This window comes from Acinetobacter wuhouensis (genome assembly GCF_001696605.3).
GTDB lineage: Bacteria > Pseudomonadota > Gammaproteobacteria > Pseudomonadales > Moraxellaceae > Acinetobacter > Acinetobacter wuhouensis.
On record NZ_CP031716.1, the window covers coordinates 3,330,900 to 3,346,308 of the forward strand.

Sequence of the window (15,409 nt, forward strand, 5' to 3'; positions counted from 1 at the left end):
ATTGATTACCCTAAAATTTGTTCTACTGAAAGACCACGTTTCGCAGCTACTTTCTCAGGAGAAGTCATATCACGCAAACCGTTAAAAGTCGCGTTTACAACGTTCGCTGCGTTAGTAGAACCATAACACTTAGTCAATACGTTACGTACACCAGCAGCTTCTAAAACTGCACGCATAGAACCACCAGCGATTACGCCAGTACCTTCTGATGCAGGTTGCATGTAAACACGGCTAGCGCCATGACGAGCATTGATAGGATGTTGTACAGTACCGTCAACAAGATCAACAGTGATCATGTTGCGACGTGCAGCTTCAAGTGCTTTAGAAATAGCAGCAGGAACTTCACGAGCTTTACCGCGACCAAAACCTACACGACCATTACCATCACCAACCACAGTCAATGCTGTGAAAGAGAAGATACGACCACCCTTAACAACTTTGGCTACACGATCAACGGCAACCAGCTTTTCAACAAGACCTTCGTTTTGTTCAACTTTAGCCATGATTAGAACTCCAAGCCGTTTTCACGAGCAGCATCAGCCAAGGCTTTGATACGACCATGATATTTAAAACCAGAACGGTCAAATGCAACTTTAGTTACACCAGCAGCTTTTGCACGTTCTGCGATTAAAGCACCTACTTTAGTAGCTGAATCTACATTACCTGTAGTACCGCTACGTAGTGATGCATCCAAAGTTGAAGCTTGCGCTAAAACTTTGCCACCATCTGCAGAAATAACTTGAGCATAGATGTGACGCGGCGTGCGGTTTACACACAAACGAGTCGCACCCAATGCACGGATGTGCAAGCGTGTGCTTTTCGCACGACGCAAACGGGATTGTTTCTTTTCGTTCATAAGAACCTCGCGCCTTATTTCTTCTTAGCTTCTTTACGAAGTACAACTTCGTCAGAATAACGAACACCTTTACCTTTATAAGGCTCTGGCGGACGGTAACCACGGATTTCCGCAGCAACTTGACCTAATTTTGCTTTATCAGCAGATTTTAGGATAATTTCAGTCGCTGTTGGAGTTTCAGCAGTTACACCTTCAGGAAGGTTGTAATCAATCGGGTGAGAGAAACCAAGGTTAAGGTTAACAACAGTACCTTTAACCGCAGCTTTATAACCAACACCGATAAGTTGTAACTTACGTTCGAAACCTTCGCTAACACCTTTTACAAGGTTATTAAGAACAGCGCGAGCAGTACCAGCTTGCATCCAAGAATCGCGAGATTCTTTAACTGGAGCAATATGAAGTTGACCTTCTTCCTGTTTAAGCTCGACCAGCGCATGCAGGTTGAAAGACAACGTACCTTTGCTGCCTTTCACTTCGACCTGCCGGCCGTTCTGAGTAACTGTTACACCATTAGGTACAGTTACTGGGGCTTTAGCCACACGAGACATGAGGAATCACCTATTAAGAAACAAAAGCAATAACTTCACCACCAACGCCCGCAGAACGTGCAGCGCGATCAGTCATGATGCCTTTGCTTGTAGAAACAATTGCAATACCTAAACCTTGCTTAACGCTCGGAAGTGCATCTTTACCGCGATACTGACGTAGACCTGGACGGCTTACGCGTTTCACAGTTTCGATAACTGGTTTGCCTTCAAAATATTTTAAAGTAATTGTCAAAGTAGCTTTGCCTTCAACTTCAGCAACTTCTACATTTGAAATGTAACCTTCTTGTTGAAGTACGTTTGCAATTGCAACTTTCAACTTAGAATTAGGCATAGAAACAGTTTGTTTCTTTGCCATTTGTGCGTTACGAACACGTGTTAGCATGTCGGCAACGGTATCTTGCATACTCATTTATAGTCGCTCCTTACCAGCTTGCCTTAACAACGCCCGGTACGTCACCTTGCATTACTGTGTCACGTAATTTGTTACGGCTTAAGCCGAACTTACGGAAGTAACCATGAGGACGACCAGTTAAACCACAACGGTTACGAAGACGTACTGGAGATGCATTACGTGGTAATGCTTGTAACTTCATCATCGCATCGAAACGTTCTTCATCAGAAGCATTTACGTTTGCAATCGTAGCTTTTAATTCAGCACGTTTTGCAGCGTATTTAGCAACTGTTGCTTCGCGTTTCAATTCGCGATTAATCATACCTTTCTTAGCCATATCGACCTCTTATTTGAACGGGAAGCCAAATGCACGAATAAGTGCACGGCCTTCGTCATCGGTGCGAGCAGTCGTAGTGATAGTAATATCCATACCACGAATACGATCGATCTTATCAAAATCGATTTCAGGGAACATGATTTGTTCCTTGAGACCCATTGAATAGTTACCACGACCATCAAATGATTTCGCAGAAAAACCGCGGAAGTCACGAATACGAGGGATCGCGATAGAGATCAAACGGTCTAAGAATTCGTACATACGTTCGCCGCGTAAAGTTACTTTACAACCAATCGGCCAACCATCACGGATTTTAAAACCAGCGATTGATTTACGAGCTAAAGTAAGCACTGGTTTTTGACCAGCAATAGCTTGCATATCAGAAAGAGCGCCATCTAACAATTTCTTGTCAGCAGCAGCATCACCAACACCCATGTTGATAGTGATTTTTGTGATGCGAGGAATCTCCATCACATTACCTAGACCAAGTTCTTCTTTTAACTTAGCTCGGATTTCGTCGTTATAACGCGTTTTAAGTCTGGCCATAGCCTATTTCAACCTATTACTTCGCTACCGCCACTGATTCACCATTTGACTTGTAAACGCGAGTTTTCACGCCTTCAGTCACTTGGTAACCAACACGGTCAGCCTTTTGGGTTGCAGCATTAAAAATTGCTACATTTGAAATATGAAGCGAAGCTTCTTGTGTAACGATAGCGCCTTCAGCACCTGTTGCACGGTTCGGCTTTTGATGCTTCTTAACTAAGTTAAGGCCTTCAACCTTAACTTGGTCATTTGAAACAGACAACACAGTACCCTGTTTGCCTTTTTCTTTACCTGCGATCACAATTACTTGATCGCCTTTTCTAATCTTAGCCATGATTGCCTCTATTATAGAACTTCAGGAGCCAATGAAATAATTTTCATGAACTGTTCAGTACGAAGTTCACGAGTCACTGGTCCGAAAATACGAGTTGCAATCGGTGCTTTGTTGTTGTTCAAAATAACAGCTGCGTTATCGTCGAAACGAATAACAGAACCATCTGGACGACGGATGCCGAATTTTGTACGTACAACAACAGCATTCATCACGTCACCTTTTTTAACACGGCCACGTGGAATAGCTTCTTTTACAGTAACTTTAATAATGTCGCCAACAGAAGCATAACGACGATGTGAACCACCAAGTACTTTAATACATTGTACGCGGCGAGCACCACTGTTGTCTGCTACGTCTAGCATACTTTCGGTTTGAATCATTGCCCTACTCCAAAACCGAGCATCACCGGTCGCAATTTCGAAAGGCTCAAAGAGTACTCGAAATTGACCGATGATGCAACAAGAACGTTAATTACTCAGCAGCAGCTTCAATAACTTCCACTAAAGTCCAAGCTTTAGTTTTTGAGATTGGGCGGCTTTCTTTGATGGTTACAACATCACCAGTTTTAGCTGTGTTGTTCTCATCATGAGCGTGTAATTTAGTTGAACGGCGAATTGATTTGCCATACAACGGGTGTTGAACGCGGCGTTCAATAAGTACAACAATAGACTTGTCCATTTTGTCACTTACGACTTTACCTGTTAACGTGCGAACTGTTTGCTCACTCATTGTGCGTTCCCCTGTTTTTCGGTAAGGAGGGTCTTGATACGAGCAATTGTCTTACGAGTAAGCGCAACTTCATGCGATTTACCCAATTGACCAGTTGCTTTCGCCATACGAAGACGGAATTGGTTAAGCTGTTGCTCATCAAGCAAAGCTGTCAACTCTTCTACCGACTTTTCACGTAGATCTTTAGTTTTCATTACATCACCGTCTTAGTAACGATAGTGGTTTTGAACGGAAGTTTAGCAGCTGCAAGCGTAAACGCTTCACGAGCTAATTCTTCACTCACACCATCCATTTCGTACAAGATCTTACCTGGTTTGATTTGGCAAACCCAGTATTCCACAGAACCTTTACCTTTACCCATACGAACTTCTAATGGTTTTTCAGTAATTGGTTTGTCTGGGAAAACACGGATAAAGATCTTACCACCACGTTTAACACGACGGCTAATTGTACGACGCGCAGCTTCAATTTGACGCGCAGTCATTTGACCACGTTCAACTGATTTAAGTGCGATTGTACCGAAAGATACTGTGCTACCACGGTGCGCTAGACCAGTGTTACGGCCTTTTTGCACTTTACGGAATTTAGTACGTTTAGGTTGCAACATGGATTATTCTCCTTTTTCAGCAGAACGATCATTGCGACGACCACGACGCTCTTGACCTTCACCACGACCGCGACCGCGTTTAGCTGGACGTTCTTCAGCAGGAGCAGGGTTCATGACTTGTTTCATGCCACCTAAGATCTCGCCACGGAAAATCCAAACTTTAACACCAATCGTACCGTAAGTAGTTTCAGCACGCATAGTTGCATAGTCGATATCAGCACGAAGTGTATGCAAAGGTACACGACCTTCACGATACCATTCAGTACGTGCAATTTCAGCACCGCCTAAACGACCAGAAACTTCAACTTTAATACCTTTAGCACCAGCACGCATAGAGTTTTGAACCGCACGCTTCATAGCACGACGGAACATTACACGTTTTTCCAATTGAGAAGCGATAGCTTCAGCAACTAAACGAGCGTCTAAGTCTGGGCGATCGATTTCGTTGATGCTTACTTGCGCTGGAACACCCATAATTGTAGTGAGTTCACGCTGTAATTTTTCAATGTCTTCGCCTTTTTTACCGATCACGATACCTGGACGAGCAGTACTAATAGTTACTTTAGCAGCGCCTGTAGGACGTTCGATAAGAATATTGCTGATCATCGCGCTTTTAAGTTTTTTAGTTAAAAACTCACGAACTTGAAGATCTTTAAGCAAGTATTCAGCGTATTGTTTCGGACTCGCATACCAGTTGGCGTTATGACGTTTTACAACACCAAGGCGGATACCGATTGGATGAACCTTCTGACCCATATCAAACCCCTACCTTAACGGTAATGTGACAAGTACGCTTAGTAATACGATCTGCACGGCCTTTAGCACGTGGCATAATACGTTTAAGGCTCATGCCTTCATCAACGTAAATCGTAGTTACTTTAAGATCGTCTACATCTAAACTGTTATTATGTTCAGCGTTTGCAATCGCAGATTCCAATGCTTTTTTAACTAAAACTGCAGCTTTTTTGTTGCTGAAGTTCAAGATATTTAAAGCGTGCGCAACAGATTTGCCGCGGATTAGATCTGCAACCAAACGAGTTTTTTGTGCCGAGATAGCGGCACCGCGTAATTTAGCAGTTACTTCCATCATAGCACCTATTAACGTTTAGACTTCTTGTCAACACCGTGACCACGATAGGTACGAGTTGGCGCGAATTCACCTAATTTATGTCCAACCATGTGTTCAGATACGATCACTGGAACATGGTTACGGCCATTGTGTACAGAAATTGTTAAACCAACAAAATCTGGGAGGATCATCGAACGACGCGACCAAGTTTTGATCGGCTTACGGTTATTAGCCGCGATTGCCGCTTCAACCTTAGCGAACAAGTGCGCATCGACGAATGGGCCTTTTTTCAGAGAACGAGGCATTGTCAGATTCCTTTACTTGTTACTTAACGCGACGGTCGCGAATGATCATCTTAGTCGTACGCTTGTTGGTACGTGTTTTGTACCCTTTAGCTTTTTGACCCCATGGGCTTACAGGTTGAATACCTTTGTTACGCCCTTCACCACCACCATGTGGATGGTCTACTGGGTTCATCGCCATACCACGAACGGTAGGACGAACGCCACGCCAGCGTGCTGCACCTGCTTTACCAAGTGAGCGAAGGTTGCTTTCTGAGTTAGATACTTCACCTAACACAGCGCGACATTCAACGTGTACTTTACGCATTTCGCCTGAACGTAGACGAATGATAGCGTAAGAACCGTCACGACCTAATAACTGAGCAGAAGTACCAGCAGAACGCACTAATTGTGCACCTTTACCGATTTTAAGCTCGATGTTATGAAGTGTAGAACCGATAGGCATGTTACGAAGTGGTAAGCAGTTACCTGGACGAATTGGAGCATCGTTACCAGATTGTACTTTATCACCAGCACGTAGACCTTTAGGCGCAATGATATAACGACGTTCACCGTCAGCATAAAGCACAAGTGCAATATGTGAAGTACGGTTAGGATCGTATTCGATACGCTCTACAGTCGCAGGAATGCCATCTTTGTTACGTTTAAAGTCAACGATACGATAGTGTTGCTTATGACCACCACCAACGTGACGAGTAGTAATGTGACCGTTGTTATTACGACCACCAGTACGTTTTTTTGCTTCTACCAACGGAGCATAAGGTGCGCCTTTGTGAAGATGATTGTGAACAACCTTCTCTACAAAGCGACGCCCTGGAGACGTTGGCTTACATTTTTGAATAGGCATAATTCTCGTCCTTATTCCGCTGCGTTTTCAGCGGTATCGCCCAAGTCAGCCATTTCAACATCTTGGCCAGCTTTCAGGGTGACGTATGCTTTTTTAACATCAGAACGACGTCCTAATGTACGACCAAAGCGCTTAGTCTTACCTTTAGTGATAGTCGTGTTAACTTTAACAACTTCTACACCAAACAATTGTTCAACTGCTTTTTTGATTTCAAGTTTGTTTGCATCAAGTGCAACTTTAAATACTTGAACACCAGCAGTTTCACCTAAAACTTGTGCTTTTTCTGAGAATACAGGTCCTTTTAGGACTTGATAGATACGTTCGTTGTTCATCCGAGTTCTACCTCAATTTTCTTAGCAGCAGCAACAGACATTACAACTTTATCGAACGCGATCAAGCCAACAGGATCGATCCCAGCAGCATCAACCACATCAACGTGTGGAAGGTTACGAGCAGCTAAATATAGATTTTCATCTACAGCTTCTGTAACGATTAATGCGCGAGTAGCGTTCAAGTCGTTAAGTTTTGCAAGCAATTCTTTAGTTTTAGGCGCTTCAACAGCAAACTCTTCAACTAATACAAGACGATCTTGGCGAACAAGTTCAGCTAAGATACATTGCATTGCACCGCGGTACATTTTACGGTTCACTTTTTGAGACCAATCTTGTGGACGAGCAGCAAAAGTTTTACCACCACCAACCCAGATTGGGCTACGAATAGAACCAGCACGAGCGCGGCCAGTACCTTTTTGACGGAATGGTTTTTTACCACCGCCAGAAACGTCTGCACGTGATTTTTGTGCTTTTGAGCCTTGACGACCACCAGCTAAATAAGCTGTAACAACTTGGTGTACAAGAGCTTCATTAAAGTCACGACCAAACGCAACTTCAGACAATTCAACAGCAGAGCCGGAAACAGTTTTTAAATTCACGTTATTTCCCCTCAGGCCTTGATCGTAGGACGAACAGTTACGTCACCACCAGTCGCACCAGGAATCGCGCCTTTAACAACAAGAACTGAACGTTCTGTGTCGATAGCAACAATTTCAAGACCCTGTGTAGTTACACGTTCAGCACCTAAATGGCCAGCCATTTTTTTGCCTTTGAATACACGACCAGGAGTCTGGTTTTGACCAGTAGAACCTAAAACACGGTGAGAAACCGAGTTACCGTGAGTAGCATCTTGCGTACGGAAGTTCCAACGCTTAACACCACCTTGGAAACCTTTACCTTTAGACGTACCAGTTACATCAACGATTTGACCAACTGTGAACAAGTCAACAGTTAACGTACCGCCAACTTCACGACCTTCAAGATCAGCTTCTGTAGCGCGGAATTCTTGAACCAAACGACCAGCAGCAACACCCGCTTTAGCGAAGTGACCTTTTTGAGCGTTAGTTACGCGAGATTCGCGACGTTCACCAGTAGTGATTTGAATCGCTTGATAACCATCAGTTTCAAGCGTTTTGATTTGAGTGATACGGTTAGGATCAACCTCAATCACTGTTACAGGTACAGAAACACCAGCATCTGTAAAGATACGTGTCATACCGCACTTGCGACCGACTAAACCAATAGCCATGTGCATAAACCTCTAAAAAAGCGGCCTAATTAACTTAGAGCGTTAATTAACCGAAAGCCTTAACCCAATGCGATCTGAACATCAACACCAGCTGCAAGATCTAATTTCATCAATGCATCTACAGTTTTGTCTGTAGGTTGAACGATGTCGATCAAACGTTTGTAAGTGCGGATCTCGTATTGGTCACGCGCATCTTTGTTAACGTGTGGTGATGTTAAAACGTTAAAACGTTCGATGCGAGTAGGCATCGGGATTGGACCACAAACTTGTGCGCCAGTACGTTTTGCTGTTTCTACGATCTCTTGAGACGATTGATCAATTAGACGGTGATCAAAAGACTTAAGACGGATACGAATTCTCTGGTTAGACATACCAGTTAACTCCAAGCCAAATATATAAAGAATCACTCCTGACGCATCTCACCCCACTAAAAAGGCAAGTGTCAAGAGCAGTGAAAATCACTAAGGTCGTGATCGATGCCACGACTGTAACGATCTGGATAACTTTCTTCGCTATCCACCCCTCCATATCGAAGGGTCGCTCATTATAACGATTGTTTAACGCTTAAGCAAACCTATTTCAGGCTTTTTCTTGTTTTTTACTGAATTATTTGTAACCTGCACAGTTTAAAAAATAATCTTATTTTTATACTTGCAAAACATAGTCAATGGCGCGATTTAAAAGCTGATTACCCATTGAATATTCCAATTTTTGTGTTTTTTTTAAACTCGATAATGATTGTGTATACGCTTCTTTAAAGACACAATCTTCTTCTTCATGTTCTATAAAAATATTTAAACTATGTGGGGTGATTTCTGGATGAAATTGAAAGCCCAGAACATTTCGACCAATTTGATACATTTGATTTGCACAGGCTGTATTTTCAGCCAAACGAATCGCACCTTTCGGAATATCAAAGGTTTCACTGTGCCATTGCATCACTTTTAATTCTTCAGGTAACTGAAAATACGCTTCTGGAATATGATTGCTTTTATTCACCAGTGTCCAGCCAATTTCTTGCTGAGGGTTGCGCTTTACATTTGCACCTAAAGCATTGGCAATCAATTGTCCACCTAAGCACAGACCAATCGCAGGTTTCTCAGAAGCCAAATAGCGTCGAATCCAACGCTTTTCTATTTTCAGCCAAGGATAATTTGCTTCATCATTGACACTCATCTCGCCCCCCATGATGATCAGCAAATCCACATCACTCACTAGCGGTAAAGCGTCTATATCTATAGTAGAATCCGTTGGCAAAGCAAAAAATTCTGTTGCCGTTATTTCAGCACCCATGGCTTTTAAATAGTCATAACAACTGCCAAAGCCCTCACCTGCAATATGCTGAAAATAATGCACTTTAAGTTTTTTCATATAATCACCTATTCTTGTTGTATCTATTTCGCTACAAATCAAAAAAACACAGGTGTATAGAAGCAAAAATGAAGCCAATATCGGTTTTATTTATTATTTTTCACAAATTATCGCTTTCCGTCATGAATCAATTATGTTCTGCTTATTGGCATATTATTGATTCTTTAAATTTGAGTATTCTTGTGAAACTAACACCACAAACTGCTTTAATTCATGCGCCACGTAAAGCACCACAATTTATAAATACTGTACAAGCTCCCCTATTTCGTGCATCGACGATCATCTTTGAAAATACCGATGCACTATTTAACCGCCATTGGACAGATGACTATGATTATAGTTATGGGACGCATGGCACGCCAACAACCTTTACTTTAGGCGATCATATTGCCCAAATCGAAGGTGGAAAATATTGTTTGCTTGCACCAAGTGGATTATCAGCAATTAACCTCGTCAATTCTTGTTTTTTAAGTCATGGCGATGAAGTTTGGGTCGCAGACAACATCTATGGTCCAAATATGGAACATTTGCGTAATTTAGAAACGCGTTATGGTATTGATGTAAAAGTGTATAACCCGATTGATGCTGATTCATTTCAACCCAGTGAAAAAGCCAAATTGCTTTGGTTAGAAGCAGCAGGCTCGGTCACTTTAGAATTTCCAGATTTGATCAATCTAGTGAAAAAAGCCAAATCCAAACATATACTCACTGCTTTAGATAATACTTGGGGTGCGGGATTAGCTTTTAATGCCTTTGATTTTAGTGATGAGCATTTAAGTGTAGATGTCTCTGTCCATGCACTGACTAAATACCCAAGTGGTGGTGGTGATATTCTGATGGGTTCGGTGGTCACTCGCGTTAAAGCCTTACACCATAAACTGTTTCGTACACATGCCATTCAAGGCATTGCAATTTCAGGGGATGATGCCGCACAAGTCCAGCGCAGTTTGGCATCTATGCAAATCCGCTATCAGCATCAATCCAACAGTGCCTTACACGTTCTACAATGGCTCAAAACCCAAGAGGCTTTTGCTCAAGTGCTCCACCCCGCTGATCCTGATAATATCAGTCATCAATATTGGAAAGACACTTGCCAAACTAAACAAAGTGCAGGCTTAGTTAGTGTCATCTTTAAAGCTGAATATGACATGACCGCGATTCGGAAATTCTGTGACCACTTAAAGTTATTTAAAATTGGTTTCAGTTGGGGCGGTCCTGTCAGTTTAGTGATGTTATATAAATTGGATGACATGCGCCATTTAGATCATTCACATTTACAAAAAGGCGTATTGGTTCGTTTCTGTATCGGCTTGGAAGACGCTGATGATCTGATTGCGGATATTCAGCAGGCTTTAAAAGCTTTGTAAATCAAAGGCAATATTTTAAATATCGCTTAAGAACAACATGCATAGCAAAGCCTGTTGTTCTTTTTATAACTTATTTATCAAACTTTTATTACTCGGCATCCATTAAATTCCCTAAACATTTAAAACACTATAAATTCAGTAATTTTAGAATTCATCTTACTTTGTCTGAGCATTGTAAAAATAGATAAAAATTAAGCACAACGCATTCTTTCTATGTTAAAAATTAAAGCAATAATTCCAAAGTTTATAGTTAGAAATAGGTTTATTTATGGCAACGCCAATCGTCATTGCAAAAAAAACATCAGATACATCACAAGATATTGTTTTACACTCACAATTTGCTAACCGTCATGGATTAATCGCAGGCGCAACAGGGACAGGAAAAACAGTCACACTCAAAGTCCTTGCTGAAAGCTTTTCACGCATCGGCGTACCTGTATTTTTAGCTGATGCCAAAGGCGATGTTTCTAGTATTGCCAAAGCAGGATCAAGTAACCCTAAATTCGATGAACGTATCAAAAGCTTAGGGATTGAGAGTGTTCCTTTTGCAAGTTCACCAACCACGTTTTGGGATTTATTTGGTGAGCAAGGTCATCCCATTCGAACAACGATGTCGGAAATTGGACCACTCCTCTTGGCGCAAATGCTGAATTTAAATGACACCCAAGAAGGCGTACTTTCAGCGGTATTCCGTGTGGCGGATGATCAAGGTTTATTATTAATTGACTTTAAAGATCTCAAAGCCATGCTGACCTATGTCAGTGAAAATGCAGCCGATTTAAAAGCAGAATATGGCAACCTTTCTCCTGCAAGCTTGGGGGCAATACAACGTAATTTACTCGCTTTAGGCGATCAAGGTGGTGAACGCTTCTTTGGTGAACCTAGCTTAGACATTATGGATTTCATTCAAACGGATACCAATGGTCATGGTTATATCAATCTATTGGTTGCCGACAAATTGATGAATACCCCTAAACTTTATGCAACTTTCCTTTTATGGATGTTGTCTGAACTTTTTGAAAAACTCCCTGAGGTGGGTGATCTAGACAAACCAAAACTCGTATTCTTCTTTGATGAAGCACATTTACTCTTTGACAATGCTAGCCCAACACTACAAGAGAAAATTCAACAAGTCGTCCGCCTGATTCGTTCTAAAGGTGTCGGAATTTACTTTATTACCCAAAGCCCACTGGATATTCCAGAAAGTGTTCTTGGACAATTGGGTAACCGTGTGCAACACGCCTTACGTGCATTTACTCCTAAAGATCAAAAAGCAGTAAAAACTGCGGCTGATACTTTCCGTGCCAATCCTGAATTTAAAGTTGCCGAAGCGATTACTGAACTGGCTGTTGGTGAAGCACTCATTAGTTGCTTAGATGAACAAGGTACGCCACAAGTGGTTGAGCGTGGCATGGTCATGCCTCCATACTCGTCATTTAGCCCAATTACACTCGATGAACGTAAAGCACTCATGGCACAAAGTATTGTTGCAGGGGTATATGACACTGAAGTCGATCGTGACAGTGCTTATGAAATGCTACAACGTAAAGTGGATGACTCTACGCAACAACAAATCGCTTTCGAAGCAGCAGCTCAACAAGCCAAACAGCTTGAAGAAATGACTAAGCAACAAGCTGCTCTAAATAAGCAAATTGCCAAAGAACAAGAACAGCAAGCTAAAGAAGAAGCCAAAGCCGCTGCTGCACGTGCAAAGCTCACTCAAGATGTGATTGGAACTTTTGCGAAAAGTGCTGCGCGTACTTTAGGTGGACCAACAGGGCAAAAATTGGTTCGCGGTTTATTGGGTTCACTGTTTGGTGGGAAATAAGTAATTCCCTCCTAACAACATCTATACATGAGGAAGGTGTAAATGACACCTTTCTCAAAACCATCTAACATTATCATTTTAATCGTGATATAAAATTAACCATAAAAATAATATGGATTTATTTAAAAGATGTATTGCAAATACATATTAATAGATGTATTTTAAATATATCTTATAAAGCCAGATAAAAAGGTCTAGCCAAATGACTCCACAACATATCGAACTCGTAAAATCTACTGTACCTGTCCTTCGTGAAAATGGCGTTGCATTGACAAGCTATTTTTATAAAAGAATGTTGGGGAATAATCCTGATTTAAACAATGTATTTAACCTTGATAGTCAAAATTCTGGTCGTCAACCACGTGCTTTAGCTGCGGCAGTTTTGGCTTATGCTGAAAATATTGAAAATCCGTCTGTATTGGCAAAAGCAGTTGAACATATCACTACAAAACATGTCAGCTTAGACATTCAGCCTGATCAATATTCAATTGTTGGCGAGAATCTATTGCACTCGATTAGTGAAGTTTTAGATGTTCCTATGGATTCTGAACTGATCGCAGCGTGGAAAGCAGCATATTTACAATTGGCTGATATCTTGATTGGTGTTGAAAAGCAAAAATACGAAAACTTGGCTGCACAACAAGGTGGCTGGGCAGGTTGGAGAGCATTTGAAATCACTGAGATTGAAGTGGCTGAAAATGGCAAACTCTTTACCATTCGTAGTGCGGATCAACAAGCAACTGCTCAAGCAGACAACAATGAGTTTATTTCTGTAAAAGTAAAAGTACCAAACAAAGGTATTGAGCAACCGCATCAATATACATTGTCTGCAAATACAGAGAATACTTATCAATTCTTAGTAAAACCTGAAGTCGACCATACTGAATATTCAGTATCGAATATTCTTCTCGACAACTATAAAGTGGGTGATCAAGTACAAGTGACTGCACCTCAAGCCAAATAAGTTTGCATACAAACTTAACTCAAGCTAAAAATTGGCGGTATATGTATCACCCTCGTTCATATATCGCCTTTTTTATCTCAGCATAATGAGTACTCGAAGCAGTTTGAAACGGTAATTTAATCATTTCACGCAATACACAGCCTTAATTCATCAAAGTTCTCATTAACCATTACTTAGGTGACTTATCAAAACATCTCTTTGATTATTGATAAGACAAACACTCTCCAACATGCTAATCTCTTAAAAATTTCTTTTCTTAACAGCATTTACACTCAAGACTGTTATTCAAATGTACATTTCAAAGTTTATTTAAGCTTATGCAACTCAACAAATTTACCGACTACGCACTTCGTATTTTGATGTATATCTCACAACCTAGAGATATACCTTATACCATTGCTGAAATCGCAGAGGATTTAAAAGTTTCACAAAACCATTTAGTGAAAATTGTGCATTTTATGGGTAAACAAGGTTGGCTGATCACCACACGCGGTAAAGGTGGTGGATTAAAATTAAATCCTGAAATTTTAGAATTTCGCTTAGGCTATGTTGTGCGTATTTTACAAGGCGATCAACACATCGTTGAATGCAATACACCACCATGTGTGTTACGCCCGCGTTGTGGTCTGAAAGGCATTCTGGATCATGCTGTTGAAGATTTTTATAAAAGCTTAGATAAATACACAGTTGCTGAAGTTTTAGCAACGCCACCGCAACAACAAAAACAAGTCAGCTCGCCGATTCCAAATTTAAACTTATAAATTTCCGAAGTTTCCTCAATAAAACATTGCAAAATTCGCTTGAATCTTCGACTTCCTTTATAATGCACTATGTTCATCCGTTTAATTGAAGTTGAAGTATGCATCGCAGCAGTGGAAAGTCTAAAAACAGTAAGACCTCAAATGCCCCTAAACAAAAGATTAGCTATGAAAAAAAGGCTGATCCTGCGATTTCAGAATACTCAACTTCATCTTTGAACTGGTTGCGTAAAGCTGAATTCCTTATGAGTGCGCCAAAGCTCAACCTTTGTGTAGAAGACACAGGTTATGAGATTGCTTTTGCAGGTCGTTCAAATGCAGGTAAATCAAGCGCGATTAATGCCCTGACCAATCAAAAGCAATTGGCTCGTGCATCAAAGCGTCCTGGTCGTACCCAAATGATTAACTTTTTCAGTTTGGGCAATCCCGATCAACGCCTAGTCGACTTACCTGGTTATGGCTACGCAGCCGTACCTGAAGCCATGAAAATCGTGTGGCAAAAAGAACTTGAGAATTACTTAATCCATCGTAAGAGCTTACAAGGTCTGGTATTGCTCATGGATATTCGCCATCCATTACAACACTTCGATGTGATGATGTTGGAATGGGCACATTCTCGTCATTTATTTGTCCATGTCCTTTTAACCAAAGCTGACAAACTCAATCGTGGTCCCGCATCTACTGCATTACAAGAAGTGAAAGCTGCATTGAAGAAAATGAAATTGAGTTTCTCAATTCAATTGTTCTCATCACTTAATAAACAAGGTTTAGAAGAACTGGCTTCGGTGATGGCAGGTCGTTTGAACTATACCTTAGACAAAACCATCGGTTTTGACCTTGATTCTATTCCAGAAGCCAGTGCAGATGATGTTGAAGAAGACGCTTTTGAGCAAGACTATGTGCTTGATGAAGCATCACACTCAGAACAAATCGTGGATGAAAATGCAAACAAATAAATAAAATGTGCATTGTCT

Annotated in this window: 24 protein-coding genes and 1 pseudogene; 5 read left to right on the forward strand and 20 right to left on the reverse strand. The window is 41.2% G+C overall.

Translation table 11 applies throughout. The features are described from left to right. Positions 1–5 precede the first annotated feature (5 nt). The 20 genes and pseudogenes from rpsE to BEN71_RS16655 all read right to left on the reverse strand — a co-directional run bounded on the left by rpsE (position 6) and on the right by BEN71_RS16655 (position 9,518). The gene (gene rpsE / locus BEN71_RS16560) at positions 6–503 is read right to left on the reverse strand and encodes a 30S ribosomal protein S5 (protein WP_004825184.1); all 498 of its coding nucleotides are present in this window, start codon (positions 501–503) and stop codon (positions 6–8) included. A 2-nt stretch (positions 504–505) separates the two neighbouring features. Next, complete coding sequence (gene rplR / locus BEN71_RS16565) at positions 506–856, reverse strand: 50S ribosomal protein L18 (protein ID WP_004725713.1); 351 nt, start codon at positions 854–856, stop codon at positions 506–508. A 14-nt stretch (positions 857–870) separates the two neighbouring features. Further along, positions 871–1,404, reverse strand: coding sequence for a 50S ribosomal protein L6 (rplF, locus tag BEN71_RS16570; protein ID WP_068973578.1), 534 nt, complete (start codon positions 1,402–1,404; stop codon positions 871–873). Between the two features lie 13 nt (positions 1,405–1,417). After that, entirely contained in the window at positions 1,418–1,813 is a 396-nt protein-coding gene (gene rpsH, locus BEN71_RS16575; protein WP_068973577.1) for a 30S ribosomal protein S8, read from the reverse strand. Positions 1,814–1,826: 13 nt separating this feature from the next. Further along, positions 1,827–2,132 carry a 30S ribosomal protein S14 gene (gene rpsN / locus BEN71_RS16580; protein ID WP_068973576.1) on the reverse strand — a complete coding sequence of 102 codons (306 nt, stop codon included), beginning with the start codon at positions 2,130–2,132 and terminating at the stop codon, positions 1,827–1,829. A 9-nt stretch (positions 2,133–2,141) separates the two neighbouring features. Then, positions 2,142–2,678 carry a 50S ribosomal protein L5 gene (rplE, locus tag BEN71_RS16585; RefSeq protein WP_068973575.1) on the reverse strand — a complete coding sequence of 179 codons (537 nt, stop codon included), beginning with the start codon at positions 2,676–2,678 and terminating at the stop codon, positions 2,142–2,144. 16 nt (positions 2,679–2,694) lie between these two features. Continuing rightward, the gene (gene rplX / locus BEN71_RS16590) at positions 2,695–3,012 is read right to left on the reverse strand and encodes a 50S ribosomal protein L24 (protein WP_068973574.1); all 318 of its coding nucleotides are present in this window, start codon (positions 3,010–3,012) and stop codon (positions 2,695–2,697) included. An 11-nt stretch (positions 3,013–3,023) separates the two neighbouring features. Further along, the gene (rplN, locus tag BEN71_RS16595) at positions 3,024–3,392 is read right to left on the reverse strand and encodes a 50S ribosomal protein L14 (RefSeq protein ID WP_004725701.1); all 369 of its coding nucleotides are present in this window, start codon (positions 3,390–3,392) and stop codon (positions 3,024–3,026) included. 91 nt (positions 3,393–3,483) lie between these two features. Beyond that, positions 3,484–3,741, reverse strand: coding sequence for a 30S ribosomal protein S17 (gene rpsQ, locus BEN71_RS16600; RefSeq protein ID WP_004725698.1), 258 nt, complete (start codon positions 3,739–3,741; stop codon positions 3,484–3,486). Further along, the gene (rpmC, locus tag BEN71_RS16605) at positions 3,738–3,935 is read right to left on the reverse strand and encodes a 50S ribosomal protein L29 (protein ID WP_004825188.1); all 198 of its coding nucleotides are present in this window, start codon (positions 3,933–3,935) and stop codon (positions 3,738–3,740) included. The genes rpsQ and rpmC overlap by 4 nt, the downstream gene beginning before the upstream one ends. Next, positions 3,935–4,348, reverse strand: coding sequence for a 50S ribosomal protein L16 (gene rplP / locus BEN71_RS16610; RefSeq protein WP_004725694.1), 414 nt, complete (start codon positions 4,346–4,348; stop codon positions 3,935–3,937). Before rplP ends, rpmC begins: the two co-directional genes overlap by 1 nt. Then, positions 4,288–5,104, reverse strand: a pseudogene (rpsC, locus tag BEN71_RS16615) (30S ribosomal protein S3). The gene rplP and the pseudogene rpsC overlap by 61 nt, the downstream one beginning before the upstream one ends. Position 5,105: 1 nt before the next feature. After that, positions 5,106–5,435, reverse strand: a complete 330-nt coding sequence (gene rplV / locus BEN71_RS16620) for a 50S ribosomal protein L22 (RefSeq protein ID WP_065994096.1) — start codon at positions 5,433–5,435, stop codon at positions 5,106–5,108. An 11-nt stretch (positions 5,436–5,446) separates the two neighbouring features. Next, a complete protein-coding gene (gene rpsS, locus BEN71_RS16625) occupies positions 5,447–5,722 on the reverse strand; it encodes a 30S ribosomal protein S19 (protein WP_004281508.1) in 276 nt (91 codons plus the stop codon). A 19-nt stretch (positions 5,723–5,741) separates the two neighbouring features. After that, entirely contained in the window at positions 5,742–6,566 is an 825-nt protein-coding gene (gene rplB / locus BEN71_RS16630) for a 50S ribosomal protein L2 (RefSeq protein ID WP_068973572.1), read from the reverse strand. Between the two features lie 11 nt (positions 6,567–6,577). After that, positions 6,578–6,898: a 50S ribosomal protein L23 gene (gene rplW, locus BEN71_RS16635; protein ID WP_068973571.1), complete on the reverse strand. Its 321-nt coding sequence runs from the start codon at positions 6,896–6,898 to the stop codon at positions 6,578–6,580. Further along, complete coding sequence (gene rplD, locus BEN71_RS16640) at positions 6,895–7,497, reverse strand: 50S ribosomal protein L4 (RefSeq protein ID WP_068973570.1); 603 nt, start codon at positions 7,495–7,497, stop codon at positions 6,895–6,897. The genes rplW and rplD overlap by 4 nt, the downstream gene beginning before the upstream one ends. An 11-nt stretch (positions 7,498–7,508) precedes the next feature. Further along, a complete protein-coding gene (gene rplC / locus BEN71_RS16645) occupies positions 7,509–8,147 on the reverse strand; it encodes a 50S ribosomal protein L3 (RefSeq protein WP_068973569.1) in 639 nt (212 codons plus the stop codon). A gap of 59 nt (positions 8,148–8,206) precedes the next feature. Further along, entirely contained in the window at positions 8,207–8,518 is a 312-nt protein-coding gene (gene rpsJ / locus BEN71_RS16650; protein WP_004725677.1) for a 30S ribosomal protein S10, read from the reverse strand. A gap of 274 nt (positions 8,519–8,792) precedes the next feature. Then, the gene (locus BEN71_RS16655) at positions 8,793–9,518 is read right to left on the reverse strand and encodes a type 1 glutamine amidotransferase (RefSeq protein WP_068973568.1); all 726 of its coding nucleotides are present in this window, start codon (positions 9,516–9,518) and stop codon (positions 8,793–8,795) included. A gap of 182 nt (positions 9,519–9,700) precedes the next feature. Here BEN71_RS16655 and BEN71_RS16660 point away from each other — a divergent pair, with 182 nt between their 5' ends. From BEN71_RS16660 to yihA, 5 genes are all read left to right on the forward strand, one after another. Next, entirely contained in the window at positions 9,701–10,885 is a 1,185-nt protein-coding gene (locus BEN71_RS16660) for a PLP-dependent transferase (RefSeq protein WP_068973638.1), read from the forward strand. Between the two features lie 268 nt (positions 10,886–11,153). After that, complete coding sequence (locus tag BEN71_RS16665; protein ID WP_068973567.1) at positions 11,154–12,713, forward strand: helicase HerA-like domain-containing protein; 1,560 nt, start codon at positions 11,154–11,156, stop codon at positions 12,711–12,713. A 202-nt stretch (positions 12,714–12,915) separates the two neighbouring features. Further along, complete coding sequence (locus BEN71_RS16670) at positions 12,916–13,677, forward strand: globin domain-containing protein (protein WP_068973566.1); 762 nt, start codon at positions 12,916–12,918, stop codon at positions 13,675–13,677. A 317-nt stretch (positions 13,678–13,994) separates the two neighbouring features. Then, positions 13,995–14,438 (forward strand): RrF2 family transcriptional regulator, encoded by a 444-nt coding sequence (locus BEN71_RS16675; protein ID WP_068973565.1) that lies wholly within the window; start codon positions 13,995–13,997, stop codon positions 14,436–14,438. 98 nt (positions 14,439–14,536) lie between these two features. Next, complete coding sequence (gene yihA / locus BEN71_RS16680; RefSeq protein ID WP_068973564.1) at positions 14,537–15,391, forward strand: ribosome biogenesis GTP-binding protein YihA/YsxC; 855 nt, start codon at positions 14,537–14,539, stop codon at positions 15,389–15,391. The last annotated feature ends 18 nt before the right edge of the window (positions 15,392–15,409 follow it).